Source organism: Aquimarina aggregata (genome assembly GCF_001632745.1).
Lineage (GTDB): Bacteria > Bacteroidota > Bacteroidia > Flavobacteriales > Flavobacteriaceae > Aquimarina > Aquimarina aggregata.
Genome location: NZ_LQRT01000002.1, coordinates 233,910 through 250,183 on the forward strand (window position 1 = coordinate 233,910; position 16,274 = coordinate 250,183).

Sequence of the window (16,274 nt, forward strand, 5' to 3'; positions counted from 1 at the left end):
AGTAAATAATGAAAGTATTTGAATTATTAAGAAATAAAGCCTTTTGGATTGTGGATGCTTTAAAAGGAGGTAAAAAGAAAAAGCACTACAATGAGATTAAATTTATCATCGAAAATCCAACCTCTCAAAAAGCGATAGATCATAAAAAAAACACCCTTCAAAAGTTACTAGAGCACGCAGTATCGTCAACCGAGAATTATAAAACGCTAGATAACAACTTTACTTCAATAGAAGATTTTCCAGTAGTGAATAAAAATACTATACGAGATGATTTTGAAAATTTTGAATCTAAAAAATTTATAGATCAACCTAAATTTACTTTTAGTACTAGTGGTTCTACAGGAACGCCTTTTAAAGTGCACCAAAATGCAAATAAAAGGCTAAGAAACATGGTAGATACCATATTCTTTTCAGAACGAGCAGGGTTTAGTATAGGCAATAAACTTACTTATTTTAGATTATGGAATGCTTTTGAAAAGAAAAGTATAGTAGCCAAAATACTTCAAAATATTAATCCTATTGATGTATTTGAATTAGAAAACGATAGTGTAAAAGAAGATGTGATTAAAGAAATATCAAGAAGTAAAGCTTCAAACAGTTGGTTGGGGTATGCTTCGGCATATGAATCAATATGTAAGTATTTAGATGATCATAAATCCAAACCAATACCCAATAAACTAAAATCTGTGATTGCAATGTCAGAGAGACTTAATGATTATACTAAAGAAACCATATTAAAATATTTTGATTGTGAAGTGGTTTCAAGGTATTCTAATGTAGAAAATGGAATTCTTGCACAGCAGCCGCTAGGAAATAAAAAATATTTTGAAATTAATGAAGCCAGTTATTTTGTTGAGATTTTAGCTTTAGACTCCAATAAAAGAGTAGAAGAAGGTCAACCAGGACGAATTGTAATTACAGATTTATATAATTATTGTATTCCTATGATTAGATATGACACAGGTGATATTGGTATCAAGGATACTATAAATAATATGCCCGTCTTTACTCAGGTTAGTGGAAGAAAAATAGATGTTATCTATAATACCAAAGGCGAAATTATAACCATAAACTTGGTATTATTAGTAAATAATTACCCAGAATTAAAACAGTGTCAGCTTATCCAAAAAGCAACAGGGAAATATCATTTTAAACTAAACTTAGAAGGTGAGTTTACTAGAGAAGATGAGTTTCTTAACGAATTTAAAGTGTATTTGGGCGAAGATGCTAATATAACTCTAGAATATGTTGATGAAATTCCGTTACTTGCGTCCGGAAAAAGAAGAGTTATGGTTAATGAAATGATTAACTCTTAATTTTCTATATTGTGTATAAATTTTTTATCAAAAGAAGCCTAGATTTTTGTGTATCACTTATTGTGTTGATTTTGATCTCCCCTATATTTATATTACTTATTGTTTTTCTGGCTATTGCCAATAATGGTAAACCTTTTTTTGTGCAAAGAAGGCCAGGTAAAAATGAAAAAATTTTTAGTATTATAAAATTTAAAACAATGAATGATAGGGTAGATGATAAGGGTCAATTGCTGCCAGATAAGGATAGGTTAACTAAAGTAGGATCTTTTGTAAGAAAGACTTCTTTAGATGAAATCCCCCAATTATTAAATGTTTTGAAAGGAGAAATGTCCCTTATAGGACCTAGACCTTTAATCATAGAATATCTCCCTATATATAATACAACGCAAAAAAAACGTCATGATGTTAGACCTGGTATTACGGGTTGGGCTCAAATAAATGGAAGAAATTCTATTACTTGGAAAAAGAAATTTGAGTATGATGTGTGGTATGTAGAAAATTGTAGTTTTTTATTAGATGCTAAAATTATAGGATTAACTCTAAAAAAAGTAATACAAAAAGAAGATGTAAATTTATCTGAAGAACTTACATCAGAGTATTTTAACGGTAAAAATTAGTTATATTCAAGGTAAAGATAAATGGCTAAAAATTTGGAAGTAATTGCCTTAACTAAGAAAATGTTGAGGGATGGAATTGAAAAAAATACATATTGGAAAGATGGTTTGGCACCATTACCCAAAAGTAAAGCACTTTGGTTAGTTGCTAATACCAGAATTGAAGATGATGATTATTGTGGAGTTTTAGGGTACGAAGATGAAAAAATGATTTCTTTCATTTTTATGTTCCCTGACTTTCTAAAAGCAAAAGACAAAAATCAAGATAAAGAGTATACTAAAGTGTATTGGATGATATCTTGGTGGGTACATTCATCATATAAAGATACCGTTTTTGGTACATATATTTATAATGAAGCAGTAAACTTAACAGGTAAACGAGTGCTTATAAAGTCTTATGCAGAAAATGTTAATGCTTTTTATGAGAAGCAACCATTTACAGTAATAACTTCTAGATTAAGACATACTATATTTTTTAGCGTAGACGCTTCTATGCTTATAGGTAGATTTCGATTTTTAAAATCTTTTAGGTTTGTTTTAAATAAAGTAGACGCTTTCGTCGGTTCCCTTGTAAAATTTGTTAATACATCTAAAGTAAAGAAAAGAACGGCATCTTTATCTTATGATTATGTTACTCAAATAGATGATGAAACATGGAGTTTTATAGCGCCATTATGTGTTGATGATTTGATTTATAAAACAAAAGAATATGTAAACTGGCAAATTAATAATAACCAATATACACAAGTTCCGGTTTTGGGTAAACACCCTTATACTGCACTACAAACAGGAATTAGTGATAACATACATATTCATAACCTTAAAATTAGTAAAGATGGAGAGCTAATAGGTTTCTTATCTTATATCATAAATTTTAATGAGTTTAATGCAAAATATTTTTTAGTGAAAGAAGAGCAGTATTATGATTTGTGTGTGGATGCTTTAATTCAGAATTTTAATGCTCATAAGGCAACTTTTATCTTTACAGACGACACCAAGCTGTCGGATAATATAACGAAGAGATATCGTACCATTTTTACCCATAAAGTTAATAAGAAGGCATTAGCACATGATAATACTGAATTAGATTTTGAAAATGCATATATGTCAAATAGAGATGGACACTTTTATTAAACACTAGTATAACTAACCACGATATGAAATTTGTAAAAGAACTACAACGATCAATAGAGAAACATTCGGATCATAATGTATTGTGCATTAATAATGTTTTTTATACCTATAATGATTTTGCTGTTGAAATCTCAAAAATTAGAGCTGCAATTGTAAGTACGGTTGAAGATGAAGAAAAGTTAATAGGTTTAGTAACTAATGATGACCTGCAAACGTATGCCGGTATATTAGCGTTATGGTTAGAAGGAAAAGCGTATGTTCCTGTAAACCCATCAACACCAATAGAACGAAATATTCAGGTTTTTGAATCAACAGAAACTAAATACGTACTAGATTCTTCTAATATTTCTATTTATACAGATCATACAGTAATAGCCACAAAAACTTTAGTAGATACTAAAATAAACCTAGAAGTAAAAGACTTTTCTGGAGATCAATTAGCATACATTCTGTTTACATCAGGGACAACAGGAAAACCCAAAGGAGTGCCTATTACATTTAATAATGTAGATGCATTAGTTAACGCTATTGATGCAGAACCAGAGTTTGATTTAGTTCCGTCTGATCGATGTTTGCAGATGTTTGAACTTACATTCGATTTTTCTGTAGTTACATATTTGTTTCCGTTATTAGCAGGAGCGTGTATTTATACTATACCAAAAAATACAATTAAGTACTTCTATATTTTCAAACTTATTAAAGAGCAAAAGCTAACGGTGCTTACTATGGTTCCGTCTATTATTAATTATTTAAGGCCATACTTTCCCGAGATAAATGCTCCAGATGTACGTTACTGTAGTTTTGGAGGAGGAGCATTGCATAGTGATATAGCAAAAGAATGGAGTGATTGCCTACCAAATTGTAAGATATTTAATTACTATGGGCCAACAGAGTTTACGGTTTACAGTGGTTTTTATCCATATCATAAAGAAACACATCAAAAAGCCAATAATGGAATTATAGCTATAGGGGTTCCGCAAAAGGATACTTTATACCTTGTTGTGGATGATAAGAATCAAGAAGTTCCTATTGGAGTTACAGGTGAATTATGTTTGGCTGGACCACAAATTACTCCTGGGTATTGGAAAAATGAAGAGCGTAATGCCATTAGTTTTTTTAATAGAGAAGAAAATGGTGTAAAAGTACGATATTATAAGACCGGAGATTTATGTATTAAGGATGAGGATGGAGACTTCTTATACGCTGGTAGAGCCGATTTTCAAGTTAAGATTAGAGGTTATAGAGTAGAATTAGCAGAAATAGAATTTCATGCAAAAGTAAAATCGCCTAAAAAAGTTAATATGGTGGCTTTAGATATTCCTAATAACCTGGGTAATGCAGAATTAGGATTGGCTATAGAAGGAGAGTCTTTTGATACTGAAGAAATATTTAATTATATGAGAACAAAAATGCCAGATTATATGATTCCAGGGCACACTAGGTTTGTTAAAGAATTTCCACATAGTATTAATGGAAAAATTAATAGAAAAGAATTGAAAACATATTTTGATATAAACTAAAATAATAACAATGAGTAGAGAAGAAATTTTATCTAAAGTAAAAGAAGCTTTTGTATCTGTATTAGAGCATGAAAACTTTCAACTTACAGATGATACTACAGCAAATGATGTGGATGGTTGGGAGTCGATAACCCATATGATGATTATTACAGAGGTTGAGAAAGTGTTTAATATAAAATTTAAACTTATGGACTTGATGAATATGAATAATGTAGGTGACCTTTTAAATACAATAACTTCAGAGTTAGAATAATAATTTTGATTTTTTTGACTTTAAAATAATAGATTAAGAAGAAAACTAGTAATATATGTATAATCCATTTATAAAGCGTTTTTTAGATTTTTCATTATGCTTTATTGGTATTGTAATGCTTTCACCAATACTATTGTTTTTAATGATTTTTTTAACCGTAACTAATAATGGAAAACCTTTCTTTTTTCAAACTCGTCCTGGTAAAAATGAAAAAATCTTTAAGATCATGAAGTTTAAAAGTATGAATGATAAAAAGGATGAGAATGGAGAATTATTACCCTTTGAACAAAGAATTACTAGAGTCGGGAAATTTATAAGAAAATACTCTTTGGATGAGATACCGCAACTTTTTAATGTATTAAAAGGAGATATGAGTTTAATTGGTCCTAGGCCTTTGTTGATTAAGTATTTACCTTTGTATAGTGATTTTCAAAAACAAAGACATAATGTTAGACCAGGTATAACAGGTTGGGCTCAAGTAAATGGTAGAAATACCATATCATGGGATCAAAAATTTAAGTTAGATGTCTGGTATACAGAAAATGTTAGTTTTAAAACTGATGTTAAAATAATTTTATTAACCATAAAAAAGGTCTTTTTTAAGGAAGACATTAATAGCGGTGAAAATCTAAATATGCCTACTTTTACAGGCAATAATTGACCAATAAATTAAACCACTAAAACCTTAACTATAACCAGTGAAAAATGCAGTAATCATAGGGGCAGGAACACAGGGCCAAGTTTATGCTTCTTATCTAAAAGAGGCAGGAGTAAATATAATTGGCTTTATCGATGATAATCCTGATCTAGAAAATAAAGAAGTAATTGGGATCCCTGTATTGGGTAAATATAAAGACTTGTTTTTAGAAGACTTCAAAAGTAAAATTCAAGATGTATATTGTCCTATTGGGGTTAACTCTGTAAGAGCAGAGTATTTATCAACTTTAAAAAAAGAGGGGTATGGTATCCCTGGTTTTTTACACCACACAGTGTCTATTGCGCCAGATGTTACTATAGGTGAAGCAGTGTATATGCTTGCAGGTAATATAGTTATGCCACATACTACTATCGGTAATTACATTATGATTAATATGGATAGTACTATTGCACATCATGTAACGTTAGAAGATGGAGTCTTTATGTCTTCTGGAGTAAATATAGGTGCTTTGATAAATGTAAGAGAAAATGCATATATTGGAATGGGAGTCACAGCAATGACTGGAGTAAAAGAGATTGGAAAAGAAACATTAGTAGGAGCAGGTACTGTGATCATTAAAGATGTTCCAGAATATGCTACAGTAGTGGGTAATCCAGCTCGAGTAATTAAAACCAAACAACCATAGTACTCATGCAGTCTGAAACTAAAATAAAAATATCGGATATTACCTTTATAGGTTCAGGTATTTCATCGTCGTTTACTATTTTACATTTTTTAGATCTTTTAGAAAGTAATAAAGAAACAACAAAGTTAAATATCAGTATTATTGATAAGTATAAAGAATTTCATACTGGTATTCCCTATGGTGCAAGGTCTGGTTTTTCAGTTCACCTTATAACCTCTCTTAAAAACTTTTTGCCAGAACCAGAATTAAGCAAGTTTATCCTATGGCTTAATCAAAATAAGAAATGGCTAATAGATCGCTTAAAAACTGATGGTGGATTATTATCACAAGATTGGATTTCTACTCATAAAGAAAAAATAGAAAATAACGAATGGGAAGACCTTTTTATTCCTCGTCGATTTTTTGGAGAATACATAGATCAAAAAGTAAAAAATAGACTACAAGAGTTTCAGAAAAAACAACTAATTGCTGTAGAATATATTGTTGGAGAAGTTGTTGATCTTGAAAGAATAAATGACCAATATAAACTATGCTTAAAAAATGGCGAAACTATACGATCCGAAAAGGTAGTACTATCGGTAGGTTCTTTGCCGGTTAATCATCTTTGGAAACAAGAGAAGATAATAGAAGAAGAGAGTTTACTTTTTGTAAATGAACCTTATGAGCCAGAATTAAGTGAAGTGCTGAGCAGAATAAATACTTTTTTTACGAAACAATCTAGTAAAAAGATTAACGCTCTAATTGTAGGAGCAAATGCTAGTGGTTTGGAAATGCTCTACAAATTAAACGATTTAGATGATATTAAGAAAAATATAAATAAGTTTACATTTCTTTCTACTCAAGGATTATTGCCTGATGCAGTTATAGATAAAGAACGCAAAAAAGAGTATGTTCCTTTTAATTTACAATCATTAAAAGAAAAAAATGATCTCACTGCAAAAAGTATAGCAGATGCTACTTTTAAAGATTTAGATCAAGCAGAAGAAATTAATTTGGGAGCAGCGTCTACGGTAGAAATTATTTCAAAATCTTTTGGTGCTTTACTAGGTAAACTTAATCGAGAAGAACTCAAGAAATTTGCCTGTGTTTATGGAAATGAAATTGGAAGAAGACAAAGATGTGCAGGTTTTCACTACTCAAAAACTGTAGAAGAATTAAAAAACGAAAAACATTTTGATCACATTGCAGGTAGGTTTGAATCAATTTTTAAAAACGACGCAAACCTATACCAATTAGAATATTTGGATACTGCTTCGGGTCAAAAGAAAATATACGATGATGTGATACATCTTGTAATTAACTGTGTTGGAAGTACAAACCTAACGCAAAAAGATATACCACAGCTATTACAGAATATGATAGCAAAAGGCTATTGTAAACCAAATGATTCTAAAATTGGCTTTGAAGTAAATGAGTCCTTAGAATCTTTTGAAAATTTGCATATAACTGGACCTTTAGTTGCAGGAAACATATTTGAAGGAAAAGCTGTTTGGCATTTAGAACATTGTGGAAGAATCATATGGTTGTCACATGTGTTGTCAAAAAAAATGAATGATTATTTCATTAACAATAATAAATTGAATAAACACCCCCTATAACAATTAAATCCTATGTCTAATCTAATACCCTAAAAGCATTGAAGCAAAACTACAAACTACACACTAAAAACCTTGAAGAAAGTTCTGATATATTAGAGTATAAGTCACTATTAAGAGAACAATGGAATAATAACGTGTACTACGCTATAGAGCATTTAAAGTATTTTGAAAAAGAATCAGATACTTTGAAATATTTTTTGTTAGAAAAAGACGAGAAGCCTATCGTTTTAATGCCTTTTGTCTTTAGAGAAATTAATGTTAAGGGAAAAGATTATCCGTACTATGATGTAATAAGTCCTTATGGTTATAGTGGACCTTTATTTGATGATTCTATCACTGAGGATGATCTTTCTTGTTTTTGGGCGTGTGTAGATCAATGGTATTCAGAAAATAATGTAATCTCAGAATTTGTGCGGTTTAGTCTAAACGAAAATTCTGGCAGCTATTCAGGAACGCTTATTAAGTCACTTTCTAATGTTAGAGGATGTCTTTTAGAGAACTTTGAAGATCAGTGGACGGCGTTTTTACCAAAAGTGAGAAATAACTTTAGAAAAGCAGTAAATTATGATTTAACTTTTAAAGTATATCATAAAGAAGAAATTACAGAAGAAATCATAAAAATATTCAATGATATTTATGTAGAGACAATGAATCGGAACTCGGCAGATCCTATTTATTTTTTCTCCTTTGATTATTTCAAAGATTTAATACTATCTAACGTCAATAATTTTTCGATACCAATTGTTTATTATAATGATATACCAATTTCTGTAGAATTAGTTATTAATTATAATGAAACATTTTTTGCTTTTTTAGGAGGTACAAACGCAGAATATTTTAGTTATAGACCAAATGATTTTTTAAGGGTAAAAGTTATTGAATGGGCTATAGAAAATAAAATGAAATACTATGTTCTGGGAGGTGGTATGAAAGATGGTGATGGTTTGTATAAAAATAAAAAATCACTTTTCCCAAAAGACCAAGATGCTATCTTTTATACAGGTAGAAAGGTAGTTAATAAGAAGGTGTATGATGAATTATGTCTAAGTTCTAATAAAGATTATGCAAACTTAAATAAAGAAGATTTGCAATCTTATTTCTTTCCATATTATAGAATGAGTGTATGAAAATAGATCATGTAGATTATTTTTTTGAAATTTTTGAAAATAGTTCGATTCCTAAACTTTTTTCGGGGATAGAGGGGGCAGAAGAAAGGGATACTATTGCTAATCCTAATTATGATGAAAATGAGATAAAAGGTCTCAATAAAATATATTCAGTTTTTTTTATTCCGGATTATTTAAAGCCTATTTATAGTACCGAGTTATTCAAACTAAAAAAAGTAGATCAATTTTTTAAAGGATATGCTATCTTTTTAGATGGTTTTGAAAGTGCAGACGCATATATAAAATTTAGATTCAGAAGTAATGCAAAAGGTATCCGAAGAAGAATTAAAAGACTCGAAACCTGTTTTGATATCTCCTACAAAACATATTATGGTAACATAAAACAAGAAGAGTATGATGTTTTTATGGATTGCTTGCACGAGATGTTGGTTAGAAGATTCGAACAACGTAATGATGTAAGTCAGACTCTTACGCAATGGGATCGATACAAAGAGATGTATTTTTCCTTGATCAATGAAAAAAAGGCATCTTTATTTGTTGTTTTAGAAAATAATGTTCCCATTGTAGTTTCGCTGAATCATCATTTTGAAAAGAGATTGTTTAGTGCTATCTCATCATATGATATTGACTATGGTAAATTTAGTTTGGGAAGTGTAGAGATATATAAAAAATTAGATTGGTGTTTAGCAAACGATCATGTTTCATATGAAATGGGGATGGGCGACCTCACTTATAAAAGAGAATGGTGTAATCATATTTATAACTTTGAACATCAGGTAATCTATCCTCAAAAATCAATAATAGCTTCTTTTAAGGCTAGTTTAGAGATGATGAAAGTGAGTGTAAAAGAATTTATTTTTAAGCTAGCTTATGTTAAGTATAAAGAATACAAATCAAAACGTAAAAAAAGCGATAAAATAGAGCCTACTTTTAAAGCGTCTGCTATAGAGAATATTCAATATAATGAGGATTATCCTAGTGTTGATTTTACAACAAAGGAATATGACTTCTTGAGAAATAATGTTTTTGATTTTTTGTATTCTAGTATTGAAAATGTAAAAGATGTAAGCGTAGTTGAAGTGCCAAAAGAAGAGAAAACATATCTGATTTTAGGTAAATCTAAGATGCAAAAAATTGCTTTTTAAGAGTGATGCTTTATTTTTTGTTAAGTCAGATTATGGGTTGTTTTTTTTCTTAATATGCTCTATTATTAGTTTTGCAATAAGCTCTCGTCCATGATTGTTCCAGTGTCTATCATATACTAAAGTAGTATTGTGTTTAGAGCTTTCAAAAAGTTGTGCAAAATCGATATAATCGAAGTTATGTTTTTGTAAATAAGATATAAATAAAGGACTTGTTATTCTTGAATCTAGAAGTAGGGTGTACCTCTTTTTATCGTAACCATATTTGGAAATTAAGTGCTCAAAATTTGTTAAATACTTTTTTTCCTTCTTTTGCTTAATTTTTAGTATTTCTTCTTTACTAATAGATTGTTTTGGTTGACTAGGTCGTGCTAAAGTCTTTATACGATACAATAATTCTTGAGGAGGGTCTAAAATTCCGATACTCTTGCAGTAAACTAATAATTTACTTTTCTTTAATAATTTATTTATAGGACTTTCAAGAGATAATCTCCCGGTAGCGACTTGATATTCACCTCGAGTTAAATCGTTAGAAAACTTAATTCCTAAAATCACATTATCAATAAGGTCAAATTGTTGTTTGTATGAATGGATAAGATGTAACTGATCTGCAAAATCATATCCTGCGTACCCGTATTCATAGACTTCAATTTCAGGGATTTCTTTTTCTATTTTTTTTCCGATAGAATTGTAATAGTCTTGATGAAAACCCTCAATAAAAGAATCACCAACTAAAGCAATTTCAATACCTTCTTTAGTTGGGATAAATTCTCTGTAAGAATTAAACCCAGATTTATTAATATGATATTCAGAAAAGTTTTGTCTTCTGTTTCCGGTTACCGAAAAACCGTTTTGATTCGGAACCCATTTTTCAACTTCGTATGAATCTAGAAATCGAGTAGGGGTATCTTTTCCTAAATGAAAAACACGCACAATACCTTCTAGTACAATGATTACTAGAAAAAGGTATATAATGCTTTTGATGATTATTTTTTTCATTTAACGGTTATAGTTTTTAGAATTGGAAATAAATAAATGATCGGTCGATGCGATCGTCATAAAACAATAGCATCCCTAAAATAACTAGGGTATAAGTTATAAATCGTACAATCTTCGAATTAAACTTAAAGGGAGCTCTTTCATCTCTCCTAATTCTAAATTCATATACTGTAAAAAGACCGAGTAAAATAAAATAATCTATCATACGATACCCTAAAGGGTGTTGATAGCTTTCATAATTAAAATTAGAAATTATTTGTTTAATAAAGCCAAAGGCATCTGTAATAGATTCTGATCTAAAAAACACTCTAGAAAATGTGACCAATGAAAATGTAAGTATGATCTGAGCTATTTCAGTCAATGATGGAAACCATCGATTCTCGGCAACAACAGTATTCATGTAAATTCGGTTTCTTCCCATTAAAAATACAGGGATATATAGAACAGCGTGTATTGCTCCCCATACTATAAAAGTCCAGTTTGCACCATGCCAAAATCCACTTACCAAGAAGATGATTATAATATTTCTAATAGATTTGATCTTGCCAACTCTATTTCCCCCTAAGGGTATGTATATATAATGTCTAAACCATGTAGACAGAGATACATGCCATCGTTGCCAATACTCTGCAACATTTCTTGAGAATGTAGGGAATTTAAAGTTTGACATTAATTCTATACCAAATAACTTAGAAGTTCCAATGGCAATATCAGAATATCCACTAAAATCACCATAAACCTGAAAACTAAAAAGAGATACTCCTAAAATTAATGTAGAAGCAGGATAGTCTGTATAATTAGCAAATATATCATCAACGATAGGAGCGATAGAATCTGCAATAACTACTTTTTTAAACATTCCCCAAAGAATTAACTTTAAACCTTCAATACATTGTTTAGAATCAAATGTTCTTTTAGTTGTTATTTGTGATAATAAATTAGAAGCGCGCTCAATTGGTCCTGCCACTAACTGGGGGAAAAAACTTACAAATGTGGCAAATGATATAAAATCTTTTGTTGGTTTTAATCTCTTATAGAAGATGTCTAAAGAGTATGACATGGTTTGAAAAGTGTAAAAAGAAATACCTACAGGTAAAATAATTTGTAGCGTCCAAGAACTCTTAAGGTCATATCCAAAAACAGAAATAAAATCCACCCATGAATCAATGAAGAAATTATAATATTTAAAAAAGCCAAGTAGCCCTACATTAAAAATAACACTAAACCATAACCACGTTTTTCTCTTTTTATCCGAGTTACTGTTATATATGGCCTGACCAATAATAAAATCAACTAATGTGCTAGCAAAAATGAGAAATAAAAACCTCCAATCCCACAATCCATAAAACAAATAACTAGCCAATAGTAAGAATGAATTTTGGATTTTAATTTTCTTAGAAAAAAGAAACCAATAGCATATAAAAACTATTGGTAAGAATATTAAAAAATCTAAAGAATTAAATACCATTTATAGATAATTGATTTGTGCTAATTTGTAAAGAGAATTTATAGACGAGTATAACTTGAAGGTATTCTATAAATTTTAAGTTATAAATTTTATATAATTAATTAGATAAATCAAAATTTATTTACTCAATTTTTATTTCTTATTGATAATCAGTCAGGAAGGGGTGATTGTTTAATCTTAAAAGGGGGAAATCCCCCTTTGAATATGAGTGATAGAACTGAGGTTTTTCCATGATAATTAGGGTATTATTGTAATGTCAATATGACGGTTTATAATCGCAACTAATTACATGAAAATAATAGCATGTTTTTAGACCTTAGTAATCAGAAAAAATAAATTTGTAGTGTTTTTTTATGTAGTATTACTAGTAAAATTTCATTATTGGTATAATATTTTTCTTACGGGTTTAACGTATTCATACTGAGTAATTTTTGCAATTTTAGCCGTTAAACGTTTTTTTTGAGTATTCTGTCTAAAAAAGTAAGATTTAAGTTGATATTTGATTTAACTAAACTATTTTAGCTATCGGAAAATAATAGTACAGAAGTAATACAAAAATTAGGAAGTTTCTACCCCCTTCTTCCAGCGTTTTATTTAGATTGTCATGAGAAGGATTTGATTATATATCAATAGTTGATTTATAATCAGTCCAGAATTATTGTTCATTTTTAATGGGAGAATATGAATGCAATTGATTCAAAAAGGATATGGCTTTCTTCGCCGCATATGGGTGGAACAGAGCAAGATTTCGTAAAGAAAGCCTTTGAAACAAATTGGGTAGCGCCCTTAGGGCCAAACGTAGACGGATTTGAGAAGGATATACAATCCTACTTAGGTAATGATGTCCATGTAGCGGCATTAAGTTCGGGAACAGCAGCACTACATTTAGGATTGAAACTTTTAGGAGTTTCAGAAGGAGATGAGGTTTTATGTCAGAGTATGACATTTGCCGCTTCTGCTAATCCAATTGTTTATCTTGGAGCCAAGCCGGTTTTTATAGATAGCGAAAGGGATACATGGAATATTTGCGCAGAACAACTTGAAATAGCAATAAAAGATAGAATTGCTAAAGGTAAAAAACCAAAAGCTATAGTAGCAGTACATTTATACGGGATGCCTTATAATGTAGAAGCTGTTCATAGTATCGCCTCAGAATACAGAATCCCTATACTAGAAGACAGTGCCGAAGCATTTGGAAGTACATATCACGGTGTTAAGTGTGGTACTTTTGGAGATATTGCAATCTTATCGTTTAATGGCAATAAGATAATCACTACTTCGGGAGGGGGAGCCTTAATTTCTAAAGATCCAAAACATAGGGAGAAAGCAATCTTTCTAGCAACACAAGCAAGAGACAACGCTCCGCATTATGAACATTCTGAAATAGGATATAACTATAGGATCAGTAACATTACTGCAGGTATAGGTAGAGGTCAAATGCAAGTGTTAGATAGCCATGTAGCTAATAGAAGAAGAAATTTTGATTTTTATAAAAAACACCTTGAAAATTCATCAGAAATAAAGTTTTTGGAGGAACCTCAAGGATATTTTGCCAATAGATGGCTTACTTGTATAGAAACTAGTTCATATGAACTAAGAGAGAAGATACGGTTATCATTAGCCGATGAGAACATTGAATCACGACCATTATGGAAGCCTATGCATCAACAAGCTGTGTTTGCAGATTGTGCGACTTATCTTAATGGAATTTCAGATGATTTATTTGATCGAGGACTTTGTTTGCCTAGTGGCTCAAACCTCGAAGAAGAAGATTTGTATAGAATCGTATCGGTAATTAAAAAAGTATTGAAATGATAAAGAATTTCCTTATAAATAATTCGCACAAGCATGCCTCAAAATGGTTAGTCCTAGCAATTGATGTAGCCATAATTATGTTTAATTTTTTCTTGGCATATGTGATCCGATTCGGAATTACACTAAAGTTTGATACAAGTAATCTAATCTATCAACTACCAGTTGTAGCAGGACTAGCAGCAGTAAGTTTTTTACTAGTTGGTTCTTATAAAGGGGTAGTTAGACATACAGGTATGAGAGATGCTTATAATTTGTTTCTTTCAGTAACAGTGATTATAGCACTTACATCATTTTTAATGGTATCTAGTAGATCTGCATTGGTGCCTGAATTGTTAAACATTCCGGTTTCAATTATTTGCATACACTATATGTTAAATATCATTACACTAACTACAAGTCGTTTGATATTTAAGTACTGCTATTATTATATTAAATCAAAGATTGGAGAAACTTCTAGGATTTTAATTTATGGTGCTGGTGATTCAGGATTGATTACTTTGGCAGCTATAACTAATGATTCTAGTAGATCATTATCTGTTTTTGGGTTTGTGGATGATAACTCTAGAAAAAATGGAAAAACAATAAATGGTATAAAAGTGTATTCTTCTAAAGAACTTACACAAAGTTTTATTACCAAAAATAATATTAAGGAGATTGTAGTATCAATTCCTCATATTAGTAAAAAGAGATTATCACAAATATCTGATAATTTACTGAAATTGTCAGTTAAAGTAAAGATTATACCCGCAGTAAACGATTGGATCGATGGTAAATTAAAAGTTTCTCAGATTAAAGAGATACAAATAGAAGATTTACTAGAAAGAGCTCCTATTAATATGGAAAATCAGAATATTAAGAAAGAGCTTAATGATAAAGTAATTTTGATAACGGGAGCAGCAGGTTCTATAGGTAGTGAAATAGTGCGTCAAGCATCTTATTATAATTACAGTAATTTAATACTTGTTGACCAAGCTGAGTCCGCTTTATATGACCTACAGCAAGAATTACTAAGCAAAGGAATTACTAAATTTGTACCGATAGTTGCAGATATTAGAGATCATCAAAGAATAGAAACTATATTCCAGAAATATAGACCGAACATGGTTTTTCATGCAGCTGCTTACAAGCATGTACCTTTAATGGAGTCAAATCCTTGTGAAGCTATCAAAATTAACGTTCTTGGAACAAGAAGATTAGCTGATTTATCGTCTGAGTATGGAGTTGATAAGTTTGTTTTTGTATCTACGGATAAGGCAGTGAATCCGACCAATGTAATGGGGGCAACTAAAAGAGTTGCAGAGATGTATATCAAGTGCCTTCATAAAACAAGTAAGACTAAGTTTATAACAACTAGATTTGGTAATGTTTTAGGATCAAATGGTTCTGTGATTCCTTTATTCAAGAAACAAATCCAAAAAGGAGGACCTTTAACAGTAACGCATAAAGATGTAACTCGTTTCTTTATGACAATTCCTGAAGCTTCACAATTAGTTATCGAAGCTGGAACCATGGGTAATGGTGGCGAGATCTTTATTTTTGATATGGGTGAATCTGTAAAGATTTTTGATTTAGCTAAAAAGATGATACGATTATCTGGTTTAAATTATCCAAATGATATCGATATTAAAATCACAGGCTTAAGACCGGGAGAGAAACTGTATGAAGAGTTATTAGCTGATACAGAAAATACACTGCCAACTTATCATAAAAAGATAATGATTAGCAGGTTTGATGACACAGATAATAACTGTGCAAATATTAAAGATAAAATAGATGATTTATGTATTATGAATTTACTTAATCATGATCATCAAATAGTAGGAAAACTTAAAGAGATTGTTCCGGAATACATATCAAACAATTCTACATTTGAGAGTATAGATAAGATGAATAACACAACAAAAGTTGTTAAAAAAGAAAAAGTACTTATTTAAGCCGTAAAAGA

Annotated in this window: 14 protein-coding genes; 12 read left to right on the forward strand and 2 right to left on the reverse strand. The window is 30.3% G+C overall.

All coding sequences use genetic code 11. From position 1 onward, the window contains the following. Positions 1 to 8 precede the first annotated feature (8 nt). The 10 genes from AWE51_RS02815 to AWE51_RS02860 are packed head-to-tail and all read left to right on the forward strand — an operon-like array spanning position 9 to position 10,050. A complete protein-coding gene (locus AWE51_RS02815; protein WP_066309146.1) occupies positions 9 to 1,316 on the forward strand; it encodes a CoF synthetase in 1,308 nt (435 codons plus the stop codon). Positions 1,317 to 1,327: 11 nt separating this feature from the next. Further along, a complete protein-coding gene (locus AWE51_RS02820; RefSeq protein WP_066309148.1) occupies positions 1,328 to 1,933 on the forward strand; it encodes a sugar transferase in 606 nt (201 codons plus the stop codon). 21 nt (positions 1,934 to 1,954) lie between these two features. Next, complete coding sequence (locus AWE51_RS02825) at positions 1,955 to 3,064, forward strand: hypothetical protein (protein WP_066309149.1); 1,110 nt, start codon at positions 1,955 to 1,957, stop codon at positions 3,062 to 3,064. Between the two features lie 23 nt (positions 3,065 to 3,087). Further along, entirely contained in the window at positions 3,088 to 4,584 is a 1,497-nt protein-coding gene (locus AWE51_RS02830; RefSeq protein WP_066309150.1) for an AMP-binding protein, read from the forward strand. A 10-nt stretch (positions 4,585 to 4,594) separates the two neighbouring features. Then, positions 4,595 to 4,837, forward strand: a complete 243-nt coding sequence (locus tag AWE51_RS02835; RefSeq protein WP_066309154.1) for an acyl carrier protein — start codon at positions 4,595 to 4,597, stop codon at positions 4,835 to 4,837. Between the two features lie 55 nt (positions 4,838 to 4,892). Then, positions 4,893 to 5,498 (forward strand): sugar transferase, encoded by a 606-nt coding sequence (locus AWE51_RS02840; RefSeq protein ID WP_066309157.1) that lies wholly within the window; start codon positions 4,893 to 4,895, stop codon positions 5,496 to 5,498. 37 nt (positions 5,499 to 5,535) lie between these two features. Further along, entirely contained in the window at positions 5,536 to 6,180 is a 645-nt protein-coding gene (locus tag AWE51_RS02845; protein WP_066309159.1) for a NeuD/PglB/VioB family sugar acetyltransferase, read from the forward strand. Positions 6,181 to 6,185: 5 nt separating this feature from the next. Next, positions 6,186 to 7,778 (forward strand): FAD/NAD(P)-binding protein, encoded by a 1,593-nt coding sequence (locus AWE51_RS02850; protein ID WP_066309161.1) that lies wholly within the window; start codon positions 6,186 to 6,188, stop codon positions 7,776 to 7,778. 38 nt (positions 7,779 to 7,816) lie between these two features. Further along, the gene (locus AWE51_RS02855; protein WP_066309164.1) at positions 7,817 to 8,905 is read left to right on the forward strand and encodes a GNAT family N-acetyltransferase; all 1,089 of its coding nucleotides are present in this window, start codon (positions 7,817 to 7,819) and stop codon (positions 8,903 to 8,905) included. Continuing rightward, complete coding sequence (locus tag AWE51_RS02860) at positions 8,902 to 10,050, forward strand: GNAT family N-acetyltransferase (protein ID WP_066309165.1); 1,149 nt, start codon at positions 8,902 to 8,904, stop codon at positions 10,048 to 10,050. Before AWE51_RS02855 ends, AWE51_RS02860 begins: the two co-directional genes overlap by 4 nt. Positions 10,051 to 10,080: 30 nt before the next feature. Here the strand turns inward: AWE51_RS02860 and AWE51_RS02865 are convergent, their stop codons facing one another. Then, complete coding sequence (locus AWE51_RS02865; protein WP_066309172.1) at positions 10,081 to 11,046, reverse strand: hypothetical protein; 966 nt, start codon at positions 11,044 to 11,046, stop codon at positions 10,081 to 10,083. A 16-nt stretch (positions 11,047 to 11,062) separates the two neighbouring features. Further along, positions 11,063 to 12,514 (reverse strand): MBOAT family O-acyltransferase, encoded by a 1,452-nt coding sequence (locus AWE51_RS02870; RefSeq protein WP_066309174.1) that lies wholly within the window; start codon positions 12,512 to 12,514, stop codon positions 11,063 to 11,065. A gap of 681 nt (positions 12,515 to 13,195) precedes the next feature. On the opposite strand from AWE51_RS02870, the gene AWE51_RS02875 reads away from it, so the two are divergent. Next, positions 13,196 to 14,329, forward strand: coding sequence for a DegT/DnrJ/EryC1/StrS family aminotransferase (locus tag AWE51_RS02875; RefSeq protein ID WP_066309177.1), 1,134 nt, complete (start codon positions 13,196 to 13,198; stop codon positions 14,327 to 14,329). Continuing rightward, the gene (locus tag AWE51_RS02880) at positions 14,326 to 16,263 is read left to right on the forward strand and encodes a polysaccharide biosynthesis protein (RefSeq protein ID WP_066309179.1); all 1,938 of its coding nucleotides are present in this window, start codon (positions 14,326 to 14,328) and stop codon (positions 16,261 to 16,263) included. Before AWE51_RS02875 ends, AWE51_RS02880 begins: the two co-directional genes overlap by 4 nt. The last annotated feature ends 11 nt before the right edge of the window (positions 16,264 to 16,274 follow it).